We start from the raw sequence: 17,887 nt of genomic DNA on the forward strand, positions 1-17,887 counted from the left end.
GCCCTTCAAAGTGTGAGGTGGTTAACTCTCCAATGCTTCAGGTGACATCTTATTCAGGGTTCCACCTGCGAAGCTTCTCCGGGTTTACAACGATCCAAATCTCTTGAATGCGGCCGGATGCAGCTTTGAGTCCGAGAACCCCGACGATACGGTTTTTGTGGTCAAAGACAAGACCCGTTTGCCCGCTCACTGGCTGGGCTCGCACGATCATGTCCGGGGCAGTAGCAAGATCCAGCAGGAACTGAGCGGCTTGCCGCGCTCCAACAACGGGTTCCGTTGGGGCACGCACCTTGCCTCCACTGTCGATTACGAGGATCACGGAGGGATCGAGCAGACGGGACAGGCGGACTTGGTAGCCCCCCACGCAGGCGTCCAACAAGTTGAGCACAACGGCATCATGTTTTTCTTCTGAGATGTCGTTGTCTTGCGCCATATGTTCGTCGCTTTCTCTGTGTTTTCATCGCATCGTCAGAAAAATCTCGGGCCGTCGATTTTGCCCTGCCGCGGGGTAGCGCTCGTTAAACGGGGTGTCGGGGCATCGGTCAAAATGCATCATGCACCCCTCCTCTGGTTGTGGATACGTAACTTAGATGCCCGGGTCCGGCGGCTGTGCCATCGCCACAACCAAGACCGTGCAGGGTGCCAAATTGTGAGGTTCGGACACAGTAGGGAGGGCGTCTCACAAAGCGGGGAGCAGTCTGGTCATAGTCCATGAGGCGGGGAGCAGATTTCCCGCTAGGAGGCGACATGGACATGATTTTCACAGGTCGAGCAACTGGCATCCGGTTGCTCGATGAAGCCGCCTCGACGCCTCGCCAATTTTTGGGCCACATTCCTCGTCGTGGAACATCGCTGCGTGCTGAGATCATCACCGCCGCCTGGTCAGGTCGACGATCAAAGCGATGCTCAACCGCCATCACAACAAGCAGACCTGCGCGGTCTTGGTTATAGAACGGAATCTGGAGAAAATCATGCGGAATATTCTGATTGTCGGTGGCGGTTATGCCGGGTTTTATACAGCCTGGAATTTGGAAAAAAGACTCCGCGCCGATGAGGCCCAGGTCGCGATAATTGAGCCTCGTTCCTACATGACATACCAGCCGTTCCTGCCTGAGGTCACGGCAGGCTCTGTGGAGGCTCGACACGTTGCCGTCTCGCTGCGATCTCACCTACGCCGTACAAATGTGGTGGCCGGATCGGTTACAGAGATCGATCATGCACGTAAGAGGGTAACGATCCGTCCGCTCGAAGGAGAATCTCGGCAACTTGAATACGACATTATTGTCGTCACAGCAGGGGCGGTCACCAAAACCTTCCCTATCGATGGCGTGACCGAACAAGCCATAGGCCTCAAGAACGTAGAAGAAGCCGTCAATATCCGAGACCGACTGTTCACTGCGTTCGAACGTGCAGCCGGCCTCCCGCCCGGGCCCGAACGGCAAAAACTTCTGTCCGTCACCATAGTCGGAGGTGGGTTCACTGGAGTCGAAGCATTCGGTGAGCTCTTGTCCTTAGCATCCGGCTTGTTGAAGTCATACCCGGAATTAGAGTTGTCTGAGCTCTCTTTCCATCTCGTCGAAGCGAAGGGCCGCATTCTGCCCGAGGTGACTGACCAGCCAGGGAAGTGGGTCGTCGCGCACCTCGAACAACGCGGAGGTAAAATTCACCTCAACACACAGCTCGTCTCTGCAAGAGACGGACATATCGTCCTGTCCACTGGCGAAGAGTACGACAATGAAATCCTCATCTGGGCTGCCGGAAACGCCTCTCACCCAGTAGTTGCCAGCCACACCGATCTGCCCGTCGATGAACGCGGACTGCTGTCCGTCCTTCCAGACCTTAGAGTAGCTCGTGGCGATGATGTCGTAGTAGACGCCTGGGGGGCCGGAGACAACGCTGCCGTTCCGGATCTCGCATCACCGGAGTCAGGAGCCCGGACCGTACCGAACGCCCAGCACGCTGTTCGACAAGGAAAGCGACTGGCAAAAAATCTTGCCGCGCACGTCCGCGGAAAACCTCTGAAGCCGTATCGGCACCACAGCCTCGGTACCGTAGCAACCCTCGGACTGGGCCATGGGATCTTTCAGTACCGCCGTATCGTCATCAAAGGTTTTGCCGCCTGGCTGATGCACCGTGGCTATCACGTGCTCGCGGTCCCAACCTGGGAACGGAAAGTACGAGTATTCCTCATGTGGGTGACGGCCGTTCTATTTGGACGCGACATCGTCGCTTTGCCGTCGATGCAACATCCGCGCGCCGCCTTCATCGACGCTGCACGACCCCGGAGTTCGGCAGCACGAAAAAGCGAAAAAGCTCATGCCCGTTGACCGCCGTCGCACTGCCCTGATAACCGACCGAGCATCCAACTATCTGCGGGAACACACCGGCGTCGGCCGACGCCTCGCCCTGAACGCGGAACTTAGGCATCGAATAGTCCCGCTGCATTGGAGCAACCTTTTCGGCGTCGTGGCGTTCGTAAGCATGATCCTCTTGTTCGTATCGGGCGTCCTGTTGATGTTCATATATGAGCCTTCCAGCGACCGAGTTATCTACAAGGGCAGCTACACAATCCTGCAGGGTACAGAGGTCTCAAAAGCGTTCAACTCCGTGATGACAATCTCGTTCGAAACCCCGGGAGGTCTGCTCCTTCGACAACTTCATCACTGGACGGCGCTGCTCTTACCGATAGCCATAATCATGCAGTTACTCGTCATGTTCTTCACTGGTGGGTTCCGGCGGCCCAGAAGAGGCAGCTGGGTGCTGCTTTTCGCCCTCTTTGTCGTAGCCCTCGCTGGAGGGTGGAGTGGCTATGCCCTCCCCGACGACATGCTTTCCGGATCCGGTCTGCGGATCGTGGAGGGCATCATCCTCGGTATTCCTGTCGTTGGCACGTGGATCGCGGCAATCCTATTCGGCGGTGGATTTCCCGGGTCAATTATTGAGAACCTTTACCCCATTCATATCCTGGTCGTGCCGCTCGCCCTCATCGGGCTGCTGGTGGCGAGGATAAGGCTTGCATATAAAAACAAGCCGGCGCAGTTTGCCACCGCAGGACGCACGGAGAACAACATTGTCGGCATCCCGCTGCTGCCAAACGCTGTGACACTTGCGGCAGGACTGATGGCGTTCGTTTCCGGTGCGCTCGTGCTTATCTCGGCGACAGTGACCATCAGTCCTACTTGGATGTTCGGCCCGTCCGACCCTGGCAACGCAACTGCCGGTAGTCAGCCGGACTGGTACACCGGATTTCTTGATGGTGCGCTCCGACTGGTGCCGCCAGGGTGGGAATTCATGTGGCTAGGGCGTACATGGGCGCTTTCCGTTCTGGTACCACTTGCCGTCGTCGGAATCTTCATGACGGTGGTGGCGATCTATCCGTTCATTGAGGGGTGGATTAGCCAGGATCGAGGCGAGCACCACATTCTTGATCGTCCTCGAAACGCTGCGGCCCGCACCGGAATCGGTGTTGCAGGCGTGGTGTTCTACGGAGTGTTATGGGCGGCAGCTAGTGCCGACATCGCTTCGTTGGCCCTAAAAATCAGTTTCGAATCAGTCATCGTTGCCCTGCAGATCAGCTTGTTACTCGGGCCCCCGATCGCCTTCGAGGTCACTCGTCGCGTGTGCCTCGGGCTGCAGAGGAAAGACCGAGAAATTGCCCTACATGGGTACGAAACAGGTCGAATCGTCCGTTTACCCCACGGCGAGTATGTCGAGGTCCACCACCCGGTGGACTCCTACGAACGGTGGCGACTTACCGCCCACACGCATCCTTCGGCACTGCCAGCCCGCCCTAACGAAGCAGGCCGTTTGAGCCTCATAGAGCGGGTGCGCTCGCGACTAGCGGCTTGGTTTTTCGAAGATCGAATTGACCCAGCAACACCTCAAGAACTTGACAGCGTTCGGGAACAGGAAAGTCGTTCGCTGGCACATGCGGCCACTAACGACAAGGCCGAAATGTGACGGCGGGTGAAGGCCCAACCATCGGCGAGGGGTCGGTGGAAGCGTTCGATCTTCCCGTTGGTCTGCGGTCGGTAGGGTCTGGTCTTTTTGGCTTTGATGCCGAGGCTGGCGCAGGTGTGGGCCCAGAGATGCGATTTATAGGCCGAACCGTTTTCGGAGAGGACCCTGTGGACGCTGATCCCTCGGGCGGCGAACCAGGATATTGCCCGCTGCAGGACACCGACGGCGGTGGCAGCTGTCTCGTCGTCGTGGTTCTCCGCGTAGGCGAGGCGGGAGTGATCATCAATGACGGTGTGCACGAACGCGGTTCCCATCAGCGGGCCGCGGTGTTTACTGCGGGCCTTTTCCGGGGTGTCGGCCCTGTTCCGCCCGCCTTGACGGTGGCCGACCTAACGCCACCCGCCGCCGTCGGGAATGTTGCCGAGTCTCTTCTCGTCAATGTGGGTCAGGTCGTGCGGCCGCTCATGCTTGTACCGGCGCTCGGGATCACCGGTACGGTTACCGACGTGGTGCTGGCAATTCGGCCCGTAAGGGGTCAGTCCGGGGGGACGGTGGAGGCCGGCACCCCGAGACGCGCTCCAATACCGACCGGCCTGAGGCGTCTTTTCCACCGCAGATGCACCACCTTCCGGACCACGGCGGGCGGGGGTCTTCCCCGGGCTGTGGTTCGGGCGCGAGGACCGGTCCTGCATGCCTTCCCGGCCCATCGCCGCGTACCGGTCGGCCCACCGCTTCGCGGTCGGCCAGCCAACATGGAAGAACGCCGCGGCGTGCGCCACGGGCCACCCGTCATCGACGATGAGTTTCGCGATCCGCAGGCGTTGAATCGGAGTCAGAGCAGCATTAGCGTGAGACACGAGGACCGCCTGATCGATACCGGAACCCAGGCAGCTCCACTCTCGATTGGGGGTCCGCCCCGCGTCCCGAACCTACAACGCGTCGTCACACATCAACCAACGTCCCTGTGCAGGACAACTAGATCGAGCTATGGTCTAGTGCTGAACTTAGACCGTGCACGACTTGATATGAGATTCGAATGTGCGATGTCGGGTCACAATCCACGGCGCTACCCGGTCTGATATGTGGGGCAGGGTCTGATATGAGGTGAGGACACGATGACACCCGACGAACGTGACGCAGTACATGCCGATGTCTTAGGTGAGCGGCGACACCTTGTCTCCCTGGCATTTCGAATGCTTGGTACTGTCGCCGAGGCTGAAGACGCGGTTCAGGAGACGTATTTCCGCTGGTACCGACTTAGCCAGGACGAGAGAGACGCCATCATCGTGCCACGAGCATGGCTCACCCGCGCCGCAAGCCGAGTGTGCCTCAATGTCCTTTCCTCCGCGCGGCAACGCCACGAAAGGTACGTTGGTCCGTGGCTTCCCGAGCCGATTCCTGCTTATTCCTTTCCTGCTCCCAGTACCATGCCAGCGGATCCGCTTGAGCGCGTAACACTCGATGAATCGGTGAGCACTGCCCTCCTCGTTGTGCTTGAGTCCATGACACCGGCCGAACGCGTCGCGTTTGTGTTGCATGACGTTTTCTCGATGCCTTTCAGTGAAATCGCGGAGGTTGTCGGTCGAACGCCGGCGGCTTGCCGCCAGCTCGCCACATCGGCCCGACGCAGAGTCCAGCAAAGCCGAAGCCGTCGTGCATCACGTGCCGAGCACGACGATATCGTCCGGACTTTCGCCGCTGCGGTACGAACCGGAGACATTGCCAGCCTCATTGCCGTCCTTGACCCTCAGGTGGAGCTGCGCTCCGACGGCGGAGGAGTGGTAACTGCAGCACGCAACCCCCTACATGGGGCAGAACATGTCGCTCGTTTCTTGGTTGGTGCGTTAACCAAGAAACTGAAAGCCACCGTTTTGGAACAGGAGACACCAGACGGACTTGGCGTTACGGTTTGGGATGAAGGGAAGATCGTTGGTGTCGTCACCTTCGAAACTGCGTCCGGCCTTGTGACCGATGTACGCATGATGATGAACCCGTACAAGCTCACACTTTGGAACTGAACCTCACATCCTCTCAAGTCATCCGGTCTTGCTTATTGACGGCGCCACTCAGCGCGTCGCGATTGAGAGGGATCATGGCCGCCACACACACCGCAAGCATTGCAAACCAAGACAATGACTACCAGCGGATCGGCATCAGCCGGGATGAGATTGCCTTATGGGAGGACGGCGCCCGCACTGATGGCCGCAGAGGAACCTACGAATGGTGGTACTTCGATGCCCACCTTGATGACGGCGCCAAACTCGTCGTAGTCTTCATGACCAAGGATCTCTCAGCGCCAATGAAGCCGCTGACGCCGATGATCCGCCTGAACCTCGATCTCCCTGATGGCCGAAGCCGGACATTTATCCGGACATACCCATCTCAGTCCTTCTCCGCCTCCACCGAACGTGCTGATGTGCGAATTGGGGACAACCGATTCGCCGGTGATCTCTCGCATTACAAGATTGACGCCGAGATTGACGACGTCAAAATACATGTAACGCTGGATGCGCAAATACGCCCGTGGCGACCTCACACTGGATATCTCGTCTTCGGCAAAGATCGCAACCAGGAGTTCTCCTGGCTCCCGGCAGTTCCACAAGGGGCCGTCAAAGGCTCTTATGAAGTCGATGGGGTACGTAAGGAAGTCACAGGGGCTGGGTACCACGACCACAACTGGGGCAATACCGGCATGATGTCCATCATCAATGACTGGTATTGGGCCCGGGGACAAGCCGGACCATACTCCGTCATCGCCTCGTATATCACCGCCCATAGGCAGTACGGTTATGCCCCGATTCCGATCTTCATGCTTGCCCGAGACGGAGAAATTGTAGCCGACGACGAAATGTTCGTGTTTTTCCAGGCCACAAAAACATACACCGATAAGACGACCGGAAAACCCGTCGCGACTGTCACACAATACACCTACGACGACGGCACCGATCGTTACGTGGTGACTTTCAAAAAACACACAGACCTGGTTACTAACAAGTTCGTTGACGAAATGAAGGGCTTGCGCGGACTCGCTGCACGCCTAGTTAGATTCGACGGCGCCTATCTGCGTTTTGTGGGAGACCTCACCATCGAACGATGGTCAGGAACCAAACTCGTCGAATCATTCACAGATGAGGCGATCTGGGAACTGATGTACTTCGGGCATCCCCGCACCGACTAACAGCGTTCGTTCAACTCGCGCACGCAACTCCGGTCGAGCAATCGATCGGTCCTGCCCAAATGTGCGTGGTACAAGGAGTTTCAAATGGCCACTCGTAAGCCCACATCACCGAACCGGAGCACCCCAGCTTCTCCCTTATCAACGGAGAGACCGGGGGCTGAGACCGATATCCTCCTTCGCTTTTATCGGCAGATGGTTCTGATCCGCCGATTCGAAGAACGGGCGGCTCGCTCCTACACGCAGGCGGAGATTGGGGGCTATTGCCACCTGAACCTCGGTGAGGAGGCAACCGTTACGGGACTCATGTCCGCGATGGAAACGAACGATTACCTATTCACAAACTATCGGGAACACGGATACGCCATAGGTCGAGGCATAGCGCCCGGGCGAATCATGGCAGAGCTTTACGGCCGTCGCGATGGAGTCTCTAAAGGCTGGGGAGGATCGATGCATCTGTTCGACATGGATTCTCGGCTACTCGGTGGGTATGGAATTGTTGGCGGGCAGGTGCCTCTGGCGACAGGGGCCGCCCTGGCCATCGACTACCACGGAGGCTCAGAGGCCGTCCTCTGCACGATGGGCGATGGAACAACCAACGTGGGGGCGTTTCACGAGTCGCTAAACATCGCCGCGCTCTGGAGTCTACCCATCGTCTACGTGGTCGTTAACAACGGCCTCGGAATGGGAACGACAGTAGAGAAAGCGTCCAGTGAGCCCGTGCTGCACAGGCGCGCTGCATCGTACCGGATGGCATCGGCTCGCGTCGACGGCAACGATCCGCTCGCCGTGCGCGAGGCAACCCTCGCAGCTCTTAAGAGCGCACGGGCTGGAAAACCGTTCCTACTCGAAACCATGAGCGGACGTCTGAAGGGTCACTCTGTCGTCGACCCGGCGAAGTACCGTTCGAAAGAAAAGGCCGAAGCACTCAAGGCCGGAGATCCAATCGCGGCTTTCGCGGTCCGCCTATCCGAGCAGGGAATCCTCACTGATGAAGACATCCGTGACATTGACGCAGATGCGCTGCGCACGGTGGCGGAGGCCGTCGCTTATGCGGAGTCGAGCCCTCATCCGTCGGTAGACACCCTCTTTGATTACACCTACGCCACCAATGTGCCCAACGACTCACGGCGACTGCCAGGCGAACCGTTGTTCGGGCCCCTCCCCTTCCCCCAAGTTGGAGCAACACCATGAGCGTGATGACATACAGGCAGGCCCTACACGACACCCTCCGATCTGAGATGCTGCGGGACGAAAATGTACTACTTATCGGTGAGGAAATAGGAGTATTCGAAGGCTCCTACAAAATCACTGCCGGCATGCTTGCCGAATTCGGTGAAAAACGCGTCCGCGACGCTCCCATCGCCGAAGAGGGTTTCACCGGTGCCGCTATCGGTGCCGCGATGCTTGGCCTGCGCCCCGTTGTTGAGATTATGACCATTAACTTCTCCCTATTGGCGCTCGATCAGATCGTAAATCACGCCGCCAAAATCTACGGCATGTTTGGTGGACAAGCATGCGTGCCCCTCGTTATCCGCACGCCGGGCGGTGGCGGTCAACAGCTCGGAGCAACCCACTCGCAGAATATCGAGTTGTACTACGCCTTTGTCCCCGGAATGAAGGTCGTCGCCCCATCAAGCCCCGCTGATGCCAAGGCACTGTTGATTGCAGCCATCCGAGATGACGACCCCGTCCTATTCCTCGAGAACCTAGCCCTCTACAACACCAAAGGTGAAGTGCCAGAGGATGACACCCCTGCGGAGATTGGCAAAGCCGCTATCACCCGCCAAGGCGCCGATATCACGGTGGTCGCATACTCCCGCATGGCTGCCATCGCATTGGAAGTCGCCCAACGACTCGCTGAGAACGAAGACATCGATGTTGAGGTGGTCGACCTGCGAAGCCTCCGGCCTCTCGACCGCGACACAGTCATCAAGTCAGTGAAAAAGACCCACTGCGCTGTCGTGCTCGAAGACGACTGGCTCACATACGGCATAGGCGCTGAAATCGCCGCTACGATCTCCGACGGCGCATTCGACTGGCTCGACGCACCCGTGCGTCGAGTCGCCATGGCTGAAGTACCGCTTCCTTATTCCAAGCCATTGGAAACTGCAGCTCTACCTTCTGCCGAGGACGCCGCCACCGCTATCAGGCAGACTCTCGCCGCCGTCGCTCGCCGAGCCTAGAAAGACACCCTCATGATTGACATCCTTATGCCACGTCTGTCCGACACTATGAAAGAAGGTGCTATCGCCATATGGCATAAAAAACCAGGCGACCAAGTGAACGCTGGTGACATTCTGGTCGAGATAGAAACTGACAAGGCGACGATGGACCACGAAGCCTATGAAACCGGCGTCCTCCACGAGATCCTTGTTCCCGAAGGCGAGCAGGCCACCATCGGAATGGTTATCGCCCGTCTCGACGACGGAAACTCCCCGTCCCCGACGTCAGCATCGGTTAACACTTCACGGGGCACCGCAAACGTCGATGCCGTTGCCACTTCGCCTACTGATGAGCCGGCCGGCCCGGCCCATAAGCGGCTTTTCGCAACACCGCTCGTGCGCAAGGTCGCCCGTGAGAAGGCAATCAATCTCGAGCACATCACCGGCTCCGGTCCCGGTGGTCGGATTGTGCGCGCAGACTTGGAAGACGCTCTCACACAGCTGACCCCTACCATTAGCCCGTCTCCTGCCGATGCCGCCAGTTCCGATGGTGCCTTAGCTGAAGTGTCCGTACTGGGCAAGACGGTACCTTCAACTGACGATCGTCGAACTACTGCTGTCCCTTTCAGCAAGACCCGCCAGGTGATTAGCAGCCGACTCACAGATAGCAGCAGTGGCACACCGCACTTCTACATGACAGCCGTAGCCGATATTGAAAACTTGATAGGCCTTCGTGCGGAGCTCAACGCACAACTCATACCGGTTGGCCTTGCCAAAATAACGGTCAACGACCTCCTCATTCGGGCAAGCGCGATCGCGTTACGGAAGCATCCTGAGGTCAACGCCTCGTACTCCTCGGAGGGATATGGGCAAACCCTTCTGCACCAACGTATTAACATCGGAATCGCGGTCGCTTCGAAAGCGGGTCTTGTCGTGCCCGTGATCACGGACGCCAATCAGAAGACGGCATCCCAGATTGCCGCCGAGTCCAAAGACCTCGTGAACCGCGCGCAGAACCGAAAACTTAGCACTGCAGACTTGACCAACGGTACCTTTACGATTAGTAACCTCGGCATGTACGGAATCGAGGAGTTCACAGCAATAATCAATCCGCCCGAAGGGGCTATTCTTGCGGTGGGCGCGGCCCGGCCAGAGCCCGTCGCAATCAATGGTGACGTGATAGTCCACACCCGCATCCGATTCACCCTTTCAGCTGACCACCGAATAATTGATGGTGCTCTTGCCGCCCAGTTCCTTGCGACACTCACCGAGCTCCTGGAACAACCCTTGAGAATGATTGCTTGAAGAAGAACCCACGGTCCTGTGAGTTCAGTTGAGATGGTGACAGAATTCCTGCAGGTTAAACGAGGTGAGTGCTGCCTATCCAGGCGCGGCGCGCACAGGGGAACCTCGCAGCGAGCTATTGTTACTCGCTCGTTCTGTGCGGCGGATTCATCGCACGCCCATCCCGGCAGTCGAGCTCTGCTGTACGTTCCTCGAAGCGTCCTTTAGTTTCAGGTTCGAGATTGAAATCAAGGTATTCGGCGTCCAGTTCTCGGCGGACCTTACTGTTGAGTACCTGTAACTCAATATTATTCAAGATGGTTGGGTCCTCGGGAAGTATGTGAGTCCGGCCGAGCCTGTACCGAATCATCGACCCAGGGCCCGCTGCATGGGTCGGTAACACCGGTCAGCGTGCTGCGCTAGCCGAGCTGCAGGGAGACGTATTGGGCCTGGCCGAGGGCGAACATGAGGCCGCCGCAGCGTTGGAGGAATTCACCCGCGACCAGCTCGACTTCACGGATCACCAGGAACTCGGCTCACCGAGTACAGCTTCCACTGCCTGTGGAACCTCCACGCAATCATCAAGGGCACTGCTCACCACGACGGTGCCTCGGTTATTCCTGTGCCTGCCGCTGCTTGAGTTCTGGTTCGGGTGAAGGATGCTTACGTGAGCAGACGGACTAGCGCCGAAAGCCCCCAGTCCTGGGCGACCTTCGGCGCTAGAAAGCTTCCGGCCCGCTATTACCTGGTAATTCTGATCTCCGTGTACAACTCGGAAACCGTGCAGGGTTCCTCGGGGGTGCGGCAACTGTATTGGCTTACGGACGCTGCTGCTACGCCGCGCTTGAACGCCGGACCACTATTCGCCAGCACCCAGACGGAGATGGTCTGCCTCTCACCCGTGCATTCAACGCGACCCCCGGACGGGCTTCCACTGCCAGTGGCGACGCCCCTGCCGCTTCTCTGCGCCAGCCTTACGGAGGTGAAGACCTCAGCGTCTGCGTCACAAACGAACGAGTAAGTTACGTCGACTGCTGCTCCTCGCGCGACCAAGGAAGCGCTGTCGACGCTAAGAACACCGTCGGCGGCGAATGCCGGGGACGCTGTTGCGAAGAGCCCGATCGCGAAGGTGAGGGCAAGGGTTCTGATAGAAGTTTTTATCACTGTCATGACGACTCCAATGTCACAAGCAGCAACGCTCGATGGGATCGGCGGCGTCGCTCTCTACAGGATTACTGCGATCGCAGTTCTCACGAGCCTAGGGTCCTTCGACTGCAAGCTTTGCTTCAATACGAGCCCCGGCATGAAGGACTCGCATTGCTAAGATTGGCTTCCCTAGCCGAAAAAAATGACTACCAAAACACAAACTAGAAGCGTAACAGCCCATACTCGCGTGTAAACGGGACATCCCTATGGCGGCGAAAGCAACGCCGCTGCCAACTCGAAGACCGTTCGGCGACGGCTCGGTGAGCAAATTCTACTCCTCCACGCGCTGATACTCCCGAAATTTGCGGGTGACGAGTTCGCCGATAAGCATCATCAATCCGCCCACCGTTTTACCGCCGCCTGTGTTTATTTTGACTAGCAGGCCGGATTCGGTGCGCCGATCGTGCCAGCTGTCCCAAACTTGTGTTTGAACATCCCATGGTCGGGAGTACTTAGTGGATCGGGCCGGCAGAGCTGCAAAGATCCGCCTTGGCTCGGTTGCGGAATCCACCACCGATCGCTTGGTCAGTGTTCCGAAATCGAGTCCCGTCATCGTTAGCCCCCAAGTGCGTGCAAAGCGTGTTAGGTCTGCCTTGGTGGTCGTCATCGTACCGGCTGGGTGTCGAGTTCCCGGGCGTCCGGTTGCGTGGTTGGGCGGATAACCTGCTTCCTGTGAACTTCGGACCGCCCCGGGTTTGTTTGACTCCTGACCAAACGGAGCCTGCTGGAGCTAGTTGCCATATGACGGTGCCTGAGGGCCGGCCCCGGATCCCGCGTGGCCGCTCTTCTGTGTAGCACCGGCGAACAATCCGAGAGTTGTCGCAGCTTAGGTCTGCCCGTGGCGATGGCGCTCATGAGTCATTGACTTCGGTGAATGCTTCGCCTGAGCTGATTCAGGAGGATGACCAGGTCCGAAGCCTCACCACAGTCATGTACCTGCACCGCCACTCCCCCATGAAGGAGTAAGAGAGCTCAAACCGGACTTCTCGAGAGAGCCGGTGCGACATTGCGGTGATGGGCGTGAGTCGGCTTGGCTGGGGGCGTCTCCTTAGCCCTCCGCGGCGACCAGGGCGGATGACGCGTGGGAGAAGGGCTGGTAGGTGATGTAGCCTTCGTCGCCGCCTTGGTAGTAGGTGTCGACATCCGCAACGGCAAGAGGGTGATCTGCGCGCAGGCGTTCGACAAGGTCGGGATTGGCCAGGAACGCCCGCCCGAAGGAGATCAGGTCTGCGCCCTCAAGAAGCCAACGGTCAGCATCTTCGCGCGTCGATGGAACGGCACTGCCGGGCTTCGACGGATTGACGATGAGAGTGCCCTCCCACGCCCGGCGCAGGCCGCGGATCACGTCTTCTTCCGGGCTCGCGGCCACGTGAAGGTATGCCAAGCCAAGCGGGGCCAGTTCTTCGAGCAGCGCCCCGTACAGCTCCGGGATGTCTGACTCGCTGACGTCCCAGATCCCCGCGCCGGGCGACACCCGCAGCCCAACGCGGTCTGCCCCGATTGCATCGGCCGTCGCGGTCACGGCTTCCACGGCAAAGCGGATGCGCCCGGTGACGGTTCCGCCGTAGCGGTCGGTGCGGAGGTTGGCGTTGCTCGACAGGAACTGCCCGATCAGATACCCGTTTGCGCCGTGCAGCTCAACGCCGTCGAACCCTGCCTCCATGGCCCCCCGCGCCGCCGTCGCGTACGACTCCGCCACACCGGGGACTTCACTGGTCGCAAGTGCGCGCGGCACGGGCGCCAACTGCGGGCCCGAGGGGGTGAAGACATATGCGTCACGGGCTGCAACCGCCGAGGGCGCAACAGCCTGGTGGCCGGTGGTGTCGGGGTGACTGATCCTGCCGGCGTGCATGATCTGGGCGAAGATCCGGCCGCCGTTGACGTGAACGGCTGATGTGACCTGTCGCCAGGAGTCAATCTGCGCGGCGTTATACAGACCCGGCGTGCGTGGATTCGACTGTCCTTCCAGGCTCGGTTGGATGCCTTCGGAGATGATCAATCCAGCGGCCGCCCGCTGCGCATAGTAGGTTGCCATGGATGCCGTGGCGAGTCCCTCAACACCGGAACGTACCCGCGTCATGGGAGACATGACGATCCGGTTGGGGAGGCGCAGTTCGCCGAGGGGAAGATTATCGAAGAGAGAAGTCATACAATTACGCTAGGACCTGACGCTAACGTCAGGTGCAAATCTATGGCGGTCATGGTCGAATACGCCGCACGAAGGGAGCGTCGATGCGCATTGGTGAACTGGCTCGGCAGTCTGGTGTGAGCGTGCGGGCGCTGCGGTACTACGAGGAGCAGGGACTGCTGGTGAGCACGCGCACGGCCGGCGGCCAGCGCGAATTCGAAAGCAGCGCGGTGGACCGTGTCAGGTTTTTCCAGACGCTGTACGCGGCGGGGCTGAGCAGCCGCCGCATCGCGGAATTGTTGCCCTGCATCGACACAGGCGGCACCACCAAGGAACAGCAGGCGATGCTGCAGTCCGAGCGCGAGGCGCTGGCGCATCGCATCGCAGAACTGCACGAGGCGAGTGCACGTCTCGATCAACTCATCACCGCATCGAAAGCCCGCTCCCTCGAGACGGTCTAGCCTCAAGGCTGCCCGACGGCAGGCAGTCCACCGGGCAATGCGGTGGGAGCCGGAACACTTTTCACCCGTTGCAGCGCGTCGCCGTCCGGTTCGCCAGATTGAAATGCGGCACCCACATGCAAGGCCGCTGGCGCTGGCTTAGCGCCAGTGGCCTGCGCCCGCAGGGTCGGGATCTCGGCGCCGTCGTCGGTGATCGCGATGATGTGCTCGCTGCGTGCCGTCCGGCTGCCTGTGGCGCTGCGCAGTGTCCACCCGTCGGCGTCGGTGATAAGGCGGGCGGTGCCGGCCATCACCATGGCTCGAGCGCGAGCAGCAGCCCGGGACGCAGGGTGTACCCGCGACCCGGCCGACCCGTGTTCGCGACATGGGGGTCCTGGTGCATCGTCGATCCGATGCCATCGTGCTTCACCTCGTGCTGAATACATTCCTCCTCCTTGCTGCTCCGCTGCTGCGCATCGACCTGGGCGCCCATAGGCGCCGAGGCTCGCTGAAGGTCGTGGTGCTCGTGATGCCTGGCGCGGTGACGATGCAACGAACCGCACCTTGACGAGCGCATCGGCCGGTCACCCAGCGGTCATTTGCACCTGACGTTAGCGTCAGGTCCTAGGCTGGCGCTGCTGCAGGGAAACGCCCTGCACGGGAAGTTAAGGAGACCCCATGCGGGCTGCGCGCTATCACCAATATGGAAACCCGGACGTGATGATCATCGAGGAAACCACCGAACCCCACGCCACAGCGGGTTCCGTCCGGATCAAGGTGCAGGCGGTGAGCGTCAACCCCATCGATTACCTGCTGCGTTCCGGTGTCCTGCAGGAGGTGCTTCCCATCGGGCTGCCTGCGATACCTGGACGCGATGCCGTTGGAATCATTGACGAGGTCGGAGAGGGAGTCTCGAACGCACGTGTCGGGGACCTCGTTTTCGGACTTGGAGGTGTGAGTGACACCACCGCGGAGTTCGCGGTGCTCACGGCCTGGAGTGAGGTTCCTTCCAACTGGTCGGTGGAACAGGCGGCCGCCGCGGGGCTCGCCTCCGCCACGGCCGCAGGGGTGCTCAACGCGCTCGGTGACCTGTCGGGCAAGACGTTCCTGATCGAGGGCGCTTCGGGTGCCGTCGGAAGCACCGCTGCCGCGTTCGCACTGGCCGCCGGTGCCCGCGTGATCGGCACCGCGCGGCCGGAAAACCATGAATACCTCGAAAAGCTCGGAGTAGCAACGACCACGTACGGGCCGGGCCTGGCCGACCGGGTGAAAGCGCTGGCGCCCGAGGGGATCGATGCCGCCTTGCATTCGGCGCCATCCGCCTCGCTGCAGGACCTGGTGGACATCGTCGGAGACACCTCCGGTGTCATCACCGTCATCGACGCGGAGGGAGCCGCACGGCTGGGCGTGCGCAAAGTGGACGCCGTGAACGACTCCTCCCTTCTCGACCACGCAGCCAACCTCGGCCGGCTCGGACTGTACAGCCCGCGTGTCGACCACGTCCTGCCCCTCGACTCAATTCGCCAAGCGCACGAGCTCTCCGCGGGCGGGGCCGGCAAGATCGTCGTCACCCTGACCTGACAGCAACTCAGAGCGCCAGGGGCCAGAGCCATGCCGGGGCAGGGGGCAGGGGGCACGAGATCTTGAACGGCAAGCTCGCCGCAGTGCAGGATCAGTTCTCCCCCGCGTTCCGTTCCAGCGAGGTCTGGCTCCGCGCAAGCATCGGAACTGGAACTCTCCGCCGGGGAAATCAAGGCACTTTCCGGCACTGGATAGTTCTTCGTCACTCAACCGGAGCGCCCGTCCTTCTCCACGGAAGGACGGGCGTTTGTGCGCTGCGGAACGCAAGAGACCTGTCTCCTTGCGGTAACGGCCCGCTGCGCCTCTCACCCCTGTCCGCGTTCAGATTGAGGTGAAAGGCCCAGGCGTATACCCGAAATCTGCTCAGGCGTTGAGCATGACCTTGAGCGCGTTTGTTTCGGCGGCGCGGGAAAAGGTGTCGTAGGCCGTCTCGATGTCATTGAGATCGAACGTGTGACTCACGAACTGCTCGACCGGCAACTTCCTTTGCGCAACGAGCTTGAGCAGGGTCCCCGTGGTGTTGGTGTTCACCAGACCCGTGGTGATGGTGATGTTCGAGATCCAGAGCTTGTCCAGCGGCAGGTCCACACCTCGGCCGTGAACTCCCGCGTTGGCGACGTGGCCGGCGGGCCTGACAATATCCACGACCATGGCGAAGGTTTCCGGTATGCCCACAGCTTCGATGGCGACGTCGACTCCAAGTCCGTCAGTAAGTGCCATCACCTGATCTCTCCAGTCAGCATCCGTCGACACGATGCCGTCCGTGGCGCCGAACAATTTCGCCTGCTCCACCCGGTTCCGGTCGATGTCGATGGCGATCGTTCGTGCTGGACCGTAGAGCTGCGCGGTGGTGATGGCGGCGAGCCCAACAGGACCGGCACCGATCACTGCGACGACATCGCCTGGCTTGACTGCTCCGTACCGCACCCCGATTTCGTGGCCGGTGGGCAGGATGTCGGAAAGCAACGTTCCTTCCTGCGGACTGACACTGGCCGGAATCTTATAGACGGACGTTTCTGCGTACGGGACACGCACGAAGTCGGCCTGGGTTCCATCGATGAGATGCCCAAGAATCCATCCGATCCCCGAAGTACCCTCATCACCGAGACAATGCGAGAACACTCCCTGCTTGCAATAGTCGCAATGCCCGCACGCTGAGATGCAGGAGATGATGACGCGGTCGCCGATTGCGAGGCCGGTAACCGCGGAGCCGATCTCAGTGATTGTGCCGACGCCCTCGTGTCCGAGGATGCGGCCGGGTTCGACTGCTGGCACGTCGCCTTTGAGGATGTGCAGGTCGGTGCCACAGATGGTTGTGGTTTCGATCTTGACGATGACGTCGGTGGGTTTCTGAATCCTGGGATCGGGTACATCTTCCCAAGCCTTCTGCCCCGGACCGTGGTAAACAAGCGCTTTCATCGATATTCCCTCGATCGACCGAGGCGCTCTCGCTTGAGAGCAGCGTTCGGCGGCTTTCCCGTTTTCAGGAGTTGCGCCTAGCGTATACCCCAGTAATTGGGGCCACGCCGGGCGCAGTGGTCGTTCGAGTACCGCAGCACGAATTACTGGGCCTGCCCTACCTGTCCAGATTCCGCGACTCCAAGCTCCTCGTTGCAATCACCGCAAGAACCCAAGGATGCTCAAACGCACCACTCCCCGCTTGCTGCCGCGGGCCCATCCCAGCCACATAGCGGTATGCACTCCTTCGCATCACCCTGCAGGATGCGCCTTTGCAGATAGCCACCGGCAAAAGCGACATCGGCACACCGACCGTCCACTGAGCGGTGAGAGCCTTCAATACGTGCGATTCAGTAGACGCAACCGATGTGTTGAAGGCTCTCACTTCTACTCTGGGGTTCCCCGAGTTTCGGGCGGGCCCGGAACTTCAGACCGGCGAGGGTCCTGCTCGGAACTCTCTGAGGGCGCTTTCACCGTCGGAATCGTATGC

At 59.9% G+C, this 17,887-nt stretch carries 14 protein-coding genes and 2 pseudogenes; 10 read left to right on the top strand and 6 right to left on the bottom strand.

The annotated features are described in order from the left end of the window. Positions 1-49 precede the first annotated feature (49 nt). A complete protein-coding gene (locus AC4D2R_RS09720) occupies positions 50-433 on the bottom strand; it encodes a sigma-70 family RNA polymerase sigma factor family protein (protein WP_490939695.1) in 384 nt (127 codons plus the stop codon). Between the two features lie 538 nt (positions 434-971). Here AC4D2R_RS09720 and AC4D2R_RS09725 point away from each other — a divergent pair. Then, positions 972-2,327 (top strand): NAD(P)/FAD-dependent oxidoreductase, encoded by a 1,356-nt coding sequence (locus AC4D2R_RS09725; RefSeq protein WP_490939833.1) that lies wholly within the window; start codon positions 972-974, stop codon positions 2,325-2,327. Continuing rightward, positions 2,317-3,960 (top strand): cytochrome bc1 complex cytochrome b subunit, encoded by a 1,644-nt coding sequence (gene qcrB, locus AC4D2R_RS09730; RefSeq protein ID WP_490939697.1) that lies wholly within the window; start codon positions 2,317-2,319, stop codon positions 3,958-3,960. The genes AC4D2R_RS09725 and qcrB overlap by 11 nt, the downstream gene beginning before the upstream one ends. Here the strand turns inward: qcrB and AC4D2R_RS09735 are convergent. Continuing rightward, positions 3,951-4,817 (bottom strand): annotated as a pseudogene (locus AC4D2R_RS09735) (IS481 family transposase); the annotation flags it as partial. The gene qcrB and the pseudogene AC4D2R_RS09735 overlap by 10 nt on opposite strands. Positions 4,818-5,075: 258 nt before the next feature. Here AC4D2R_RS09735 and sigJ point away from each other — a divergent pair. From sigJ to AC4D2R_RS09760, 5 genes are all read left to right on the top strand, one after another. After that, complete coding sequence (gene sigJ, locus AC4D2R_RS09740; RefSeq protein ID WP_490939699.1) at positions 5,076-5,978, top strand: RNA polymerase sigma factor SigJ; 903 nt, start codon at positions 5,076-5,078, stop codon at positions 5,976-5,978. Positions 5,979-6,052: 74 nt separating this feature from the next. Continuing rightward, a complete protein-coding gene (locus AC4D2R_RS09745) occupies positions 6,053-7,138 on the top strand; it encodes a lipocalin-like domain-containing protein (protein WP_490939701.1) in 1,086 nt (361 codons plus the stop codon). Positions 7,139-7,222: 84 nt separating this feature from the next. Continuing rightward, a complete protein-coding gene (gene pdhA / locus AC4D2R_RS09750; RefSeq protein WP_490939703.1) occupies positions 7,223-8,329 on the top strand; it encodes a pyruvate dehydrogenase (acetyl-transferring) E1 component subunit alpha in 1,107 nt (368 codons plus the stop codon). Continuing rightward, a complete protein-coding gene (locus AC4D2R_RS09755) occupies positions 8,326-9,321 on the top strand; it encodes an alpha-ketoacid dehydrogenase subunit beta (protein ID WP_490939705.1) in 996 nt (331 codons plus the stop codon). Before pdhA ends, AC4D2R_RS09755 begins: the two co-directional genes overlap by 4 nt. A gap of 12 nt (positions 9,322-9,333) precedes the next feature. After that, positions 9,334-10,605 carry a dihydrolipoamide acetyltransferase family protein gene (locus AC4D2R_RS09760; protein ID WP_490939707.1) on the top strand — a complete coding sequence of 424 codons (1,272 nt, stop codon included), beginning with the start codon at positions 9,334-9,336 and terminating at the stop codon, positions 10,603-10,605. 1,456 nt (positions 10,606-12,061) lie between these two features. On the opposite strand, the gene AC4D2R_RS09765 is transcribed toward AC4D2R_RS09760, so the two are convergent. Both AC4D2R_RS09765 and AC4D2R_RS09770 read right to left on the bottom strand, forming a co-directional pair. Continuing rightward, positions 12,062-12,343 (bottom strand): hypothetical protein, encoded by a 282-nt coding sequence (locus AC4D2R_RS09765; RefSeq protein WP_490939709.1) that lies wholly within the window; start codon positions 12,341-12,343, stop codon positions 12,062-12,064. 495 nt (positions 12,344-12,838) lie between these two features. Then, the gene (locus AC4D2R_RS09770; protein WP_490939711.1) at positions 12,839-13,939 is read right to left on the bottom strand and encodes an alkene reductase; all 1,101 of its coding nucleotides are present in this window, start codon (positions 13,937-13,939) and stop codon (positions 12,839-12,841) included. An 83-nt stretch (positions 13,940-14,022) separates the two neighbouring features. Between AC4D2R_RS09770 and AC4D2R_RS09775 the strand changes: the two genes are divergently transcribed. Continuing rightward, positions 14,023-14,379 carry a MerR family transcriptional regulator gene (locus AC4D2R_RS09775; protein WP_490939713.1) on the top strand — a complete coding sequence of 119 codons (357 nt, stop codon included), beginning with the start codon at positions 14,023-14,025 and terminating at the stop codon, positions 14,377-14,379. Between the two features lie 161 nt (positions 14,380-14,540). On the opposite strand, the pseudogene AC4D2R_RS09780 reads toward AC4D2R_RS09775, so the two are convergent. Then, positions 14,541-14,776: pseudogene (locus AC4D2R_RS09780) on the bottom strand (type I methionyl aminopeptidase); the annotation flags it as partial. Here AC4D2R_RS09780 and AC4D2R_RS09785 point away from each other — a divergent pair. Beyond that, positions 14,756-14,926 carry a hypothetical protein gene (locus tag AC4D2R_RS09785; protein ID WP_490939837.1) on the top strand — a complete coding sequence of 57 codons (171 nt, stop codon included), beginning with the start codon at positions 14,756-14,758 and terminating at the stop codon, positions 14,924-14,926. The pseudogene AC4D2R_RS09780 and the gene AC4D2R_RS09785 sit on opposite strands and share 21 nt — an antisense overlap. A 110-nt stretch (positions 14,927-15,036) precedes the next feature. Continuing rightward, positions 15,037-15,939, top strand: a complete 903-nt coding sequence (locus tag AC4D2R_RS09790) for an NADP-dependent oxidoreductase (RefSeq protein WP_490939715.1) — start codon at positions 15,037-15,039, stop codon at positions 15,937-15,939. A 363-nt stretch (positions 15,940-16,302) separates the two neighbouring features. On the opposite strand, the gene AC4D2R_RS09795 is transcribed toward AC4D2R_RS09790, so the two are convergent. Then, positions 16,303-17,358 (bottom strand): zinc-dependent alcohol dehydrogenase family protein, encoded by a 1,056-nt coding sequence (locus AC4D2R_RS09795; protein ID WP_490939717.1) that lies wholly within the window; start codon positions 17,356-17,358, stop codon positions 16,303-16,305. Between the last annotated feature and the right edge of the window lie 529 nt (positions 17,359-17,887).

It is taken from the genome of Arthrobacter sp. TJ-217, assembly GCF_058269255.1.

What these genes read in the sequence shown, in the direction of transcription:
- AC4D2R_RS09720 (WP_490939695.1), bottom strand. Translation starts at nt 433, where the DNA reads ATGGCGCAAGACAACGACATCTCAGAAGAAAAACATGATGCCGTTGTG.
- AC4D2R_RS09725 (WP_490939833.1), top strand. Translation starts at nt 972, where the DNA reads ATGCGGAATATTCTGATTGTCGGTGGCGGTTATGCCGGGTTTTATACA.
- qcrB (WP_490939697.1), top strand. Translation starts at nt 2,317, where the DNA reads ATGCCCGTTGACCGCCGTCGCACTGCCCTGATAACCGACCGAGCATCC.
- sigJ (WP_490939699.1), top strand. Translation starts at nt 5,076, where the DNA reads ATGACACCCGACGAACGTGACGCAGTACATGCCGATGTCTTAGGTGAG.
- AC4D2R_RS09745 (WP_490939701.1), top strand. Translation starts at nt 6,053, where the DNA reads ATGGCCGCCACACACACCGCAAGCATTGCAAACCAAGACAATGACTAC.
- pdhA (WP_490939703.1), top strand. Translation starts at nt 7,223, where the DNA reads ATGGCCACTCGTAAGCCCACATCACCGAACCGGAGCACCCCAGCTTCT.
- AC4D2R_RS09755 (WP_490939705.1), top strand. Translation starts at nt 8,326, where the DNA reads ATGAGCGTGATGACATACAGGCAGGCCCTACACGACACCCTCCGATCT.
- AC4D2R_RS09760 (WP_490939707.1), top strand. Translation starts at nt 9,334, where the DNA reads ATGATTGACATCCTTATGCCACGTCTGTCCGACACTATGAAAGAAGGT.
- AC4D2R_RS09765 (WP_490939709.1), bottom strand. Translation starts at nt 12,343, where the DNA reads ATGACGGGACTCGATTTCGGAACACTGACCAAGCGATCGGTGGTGGAT.
- AC4D2R_RS09770 (WP_490939711.1), bottom strand. Translation starts at nt 13,939, where the DNA reads ATGACTTCTCTCTTCGATAATCTTCCCCTCGGCGAACTGCGCCTCCCC.
- AC4D2R_RS09775 (WP_490939713.1), top strand. Translation starts at nt 14,023, where the DNA reads ATGCGCATTGGTGAACTGGCTCGGCAGTCTGGTGTGAGCGTGCGGGCG.
- AC4D2R_RS09790 (WP_490939715.1), top strand. Translation starts at nt 15,037, where the DNA reads ATGCGGGCTGCGCGCTATCACCAATATGGAAACCCGGACGTGATGATC.
- AC4D2R_RS09795 (WP_490939717.1), bottom strand. Translation starts at nt 17,358, where the DNA reads ATGAAAGCGCTTGTTTACCACGGTCCGGGGCAGAAGGCTTGGGAAGAT.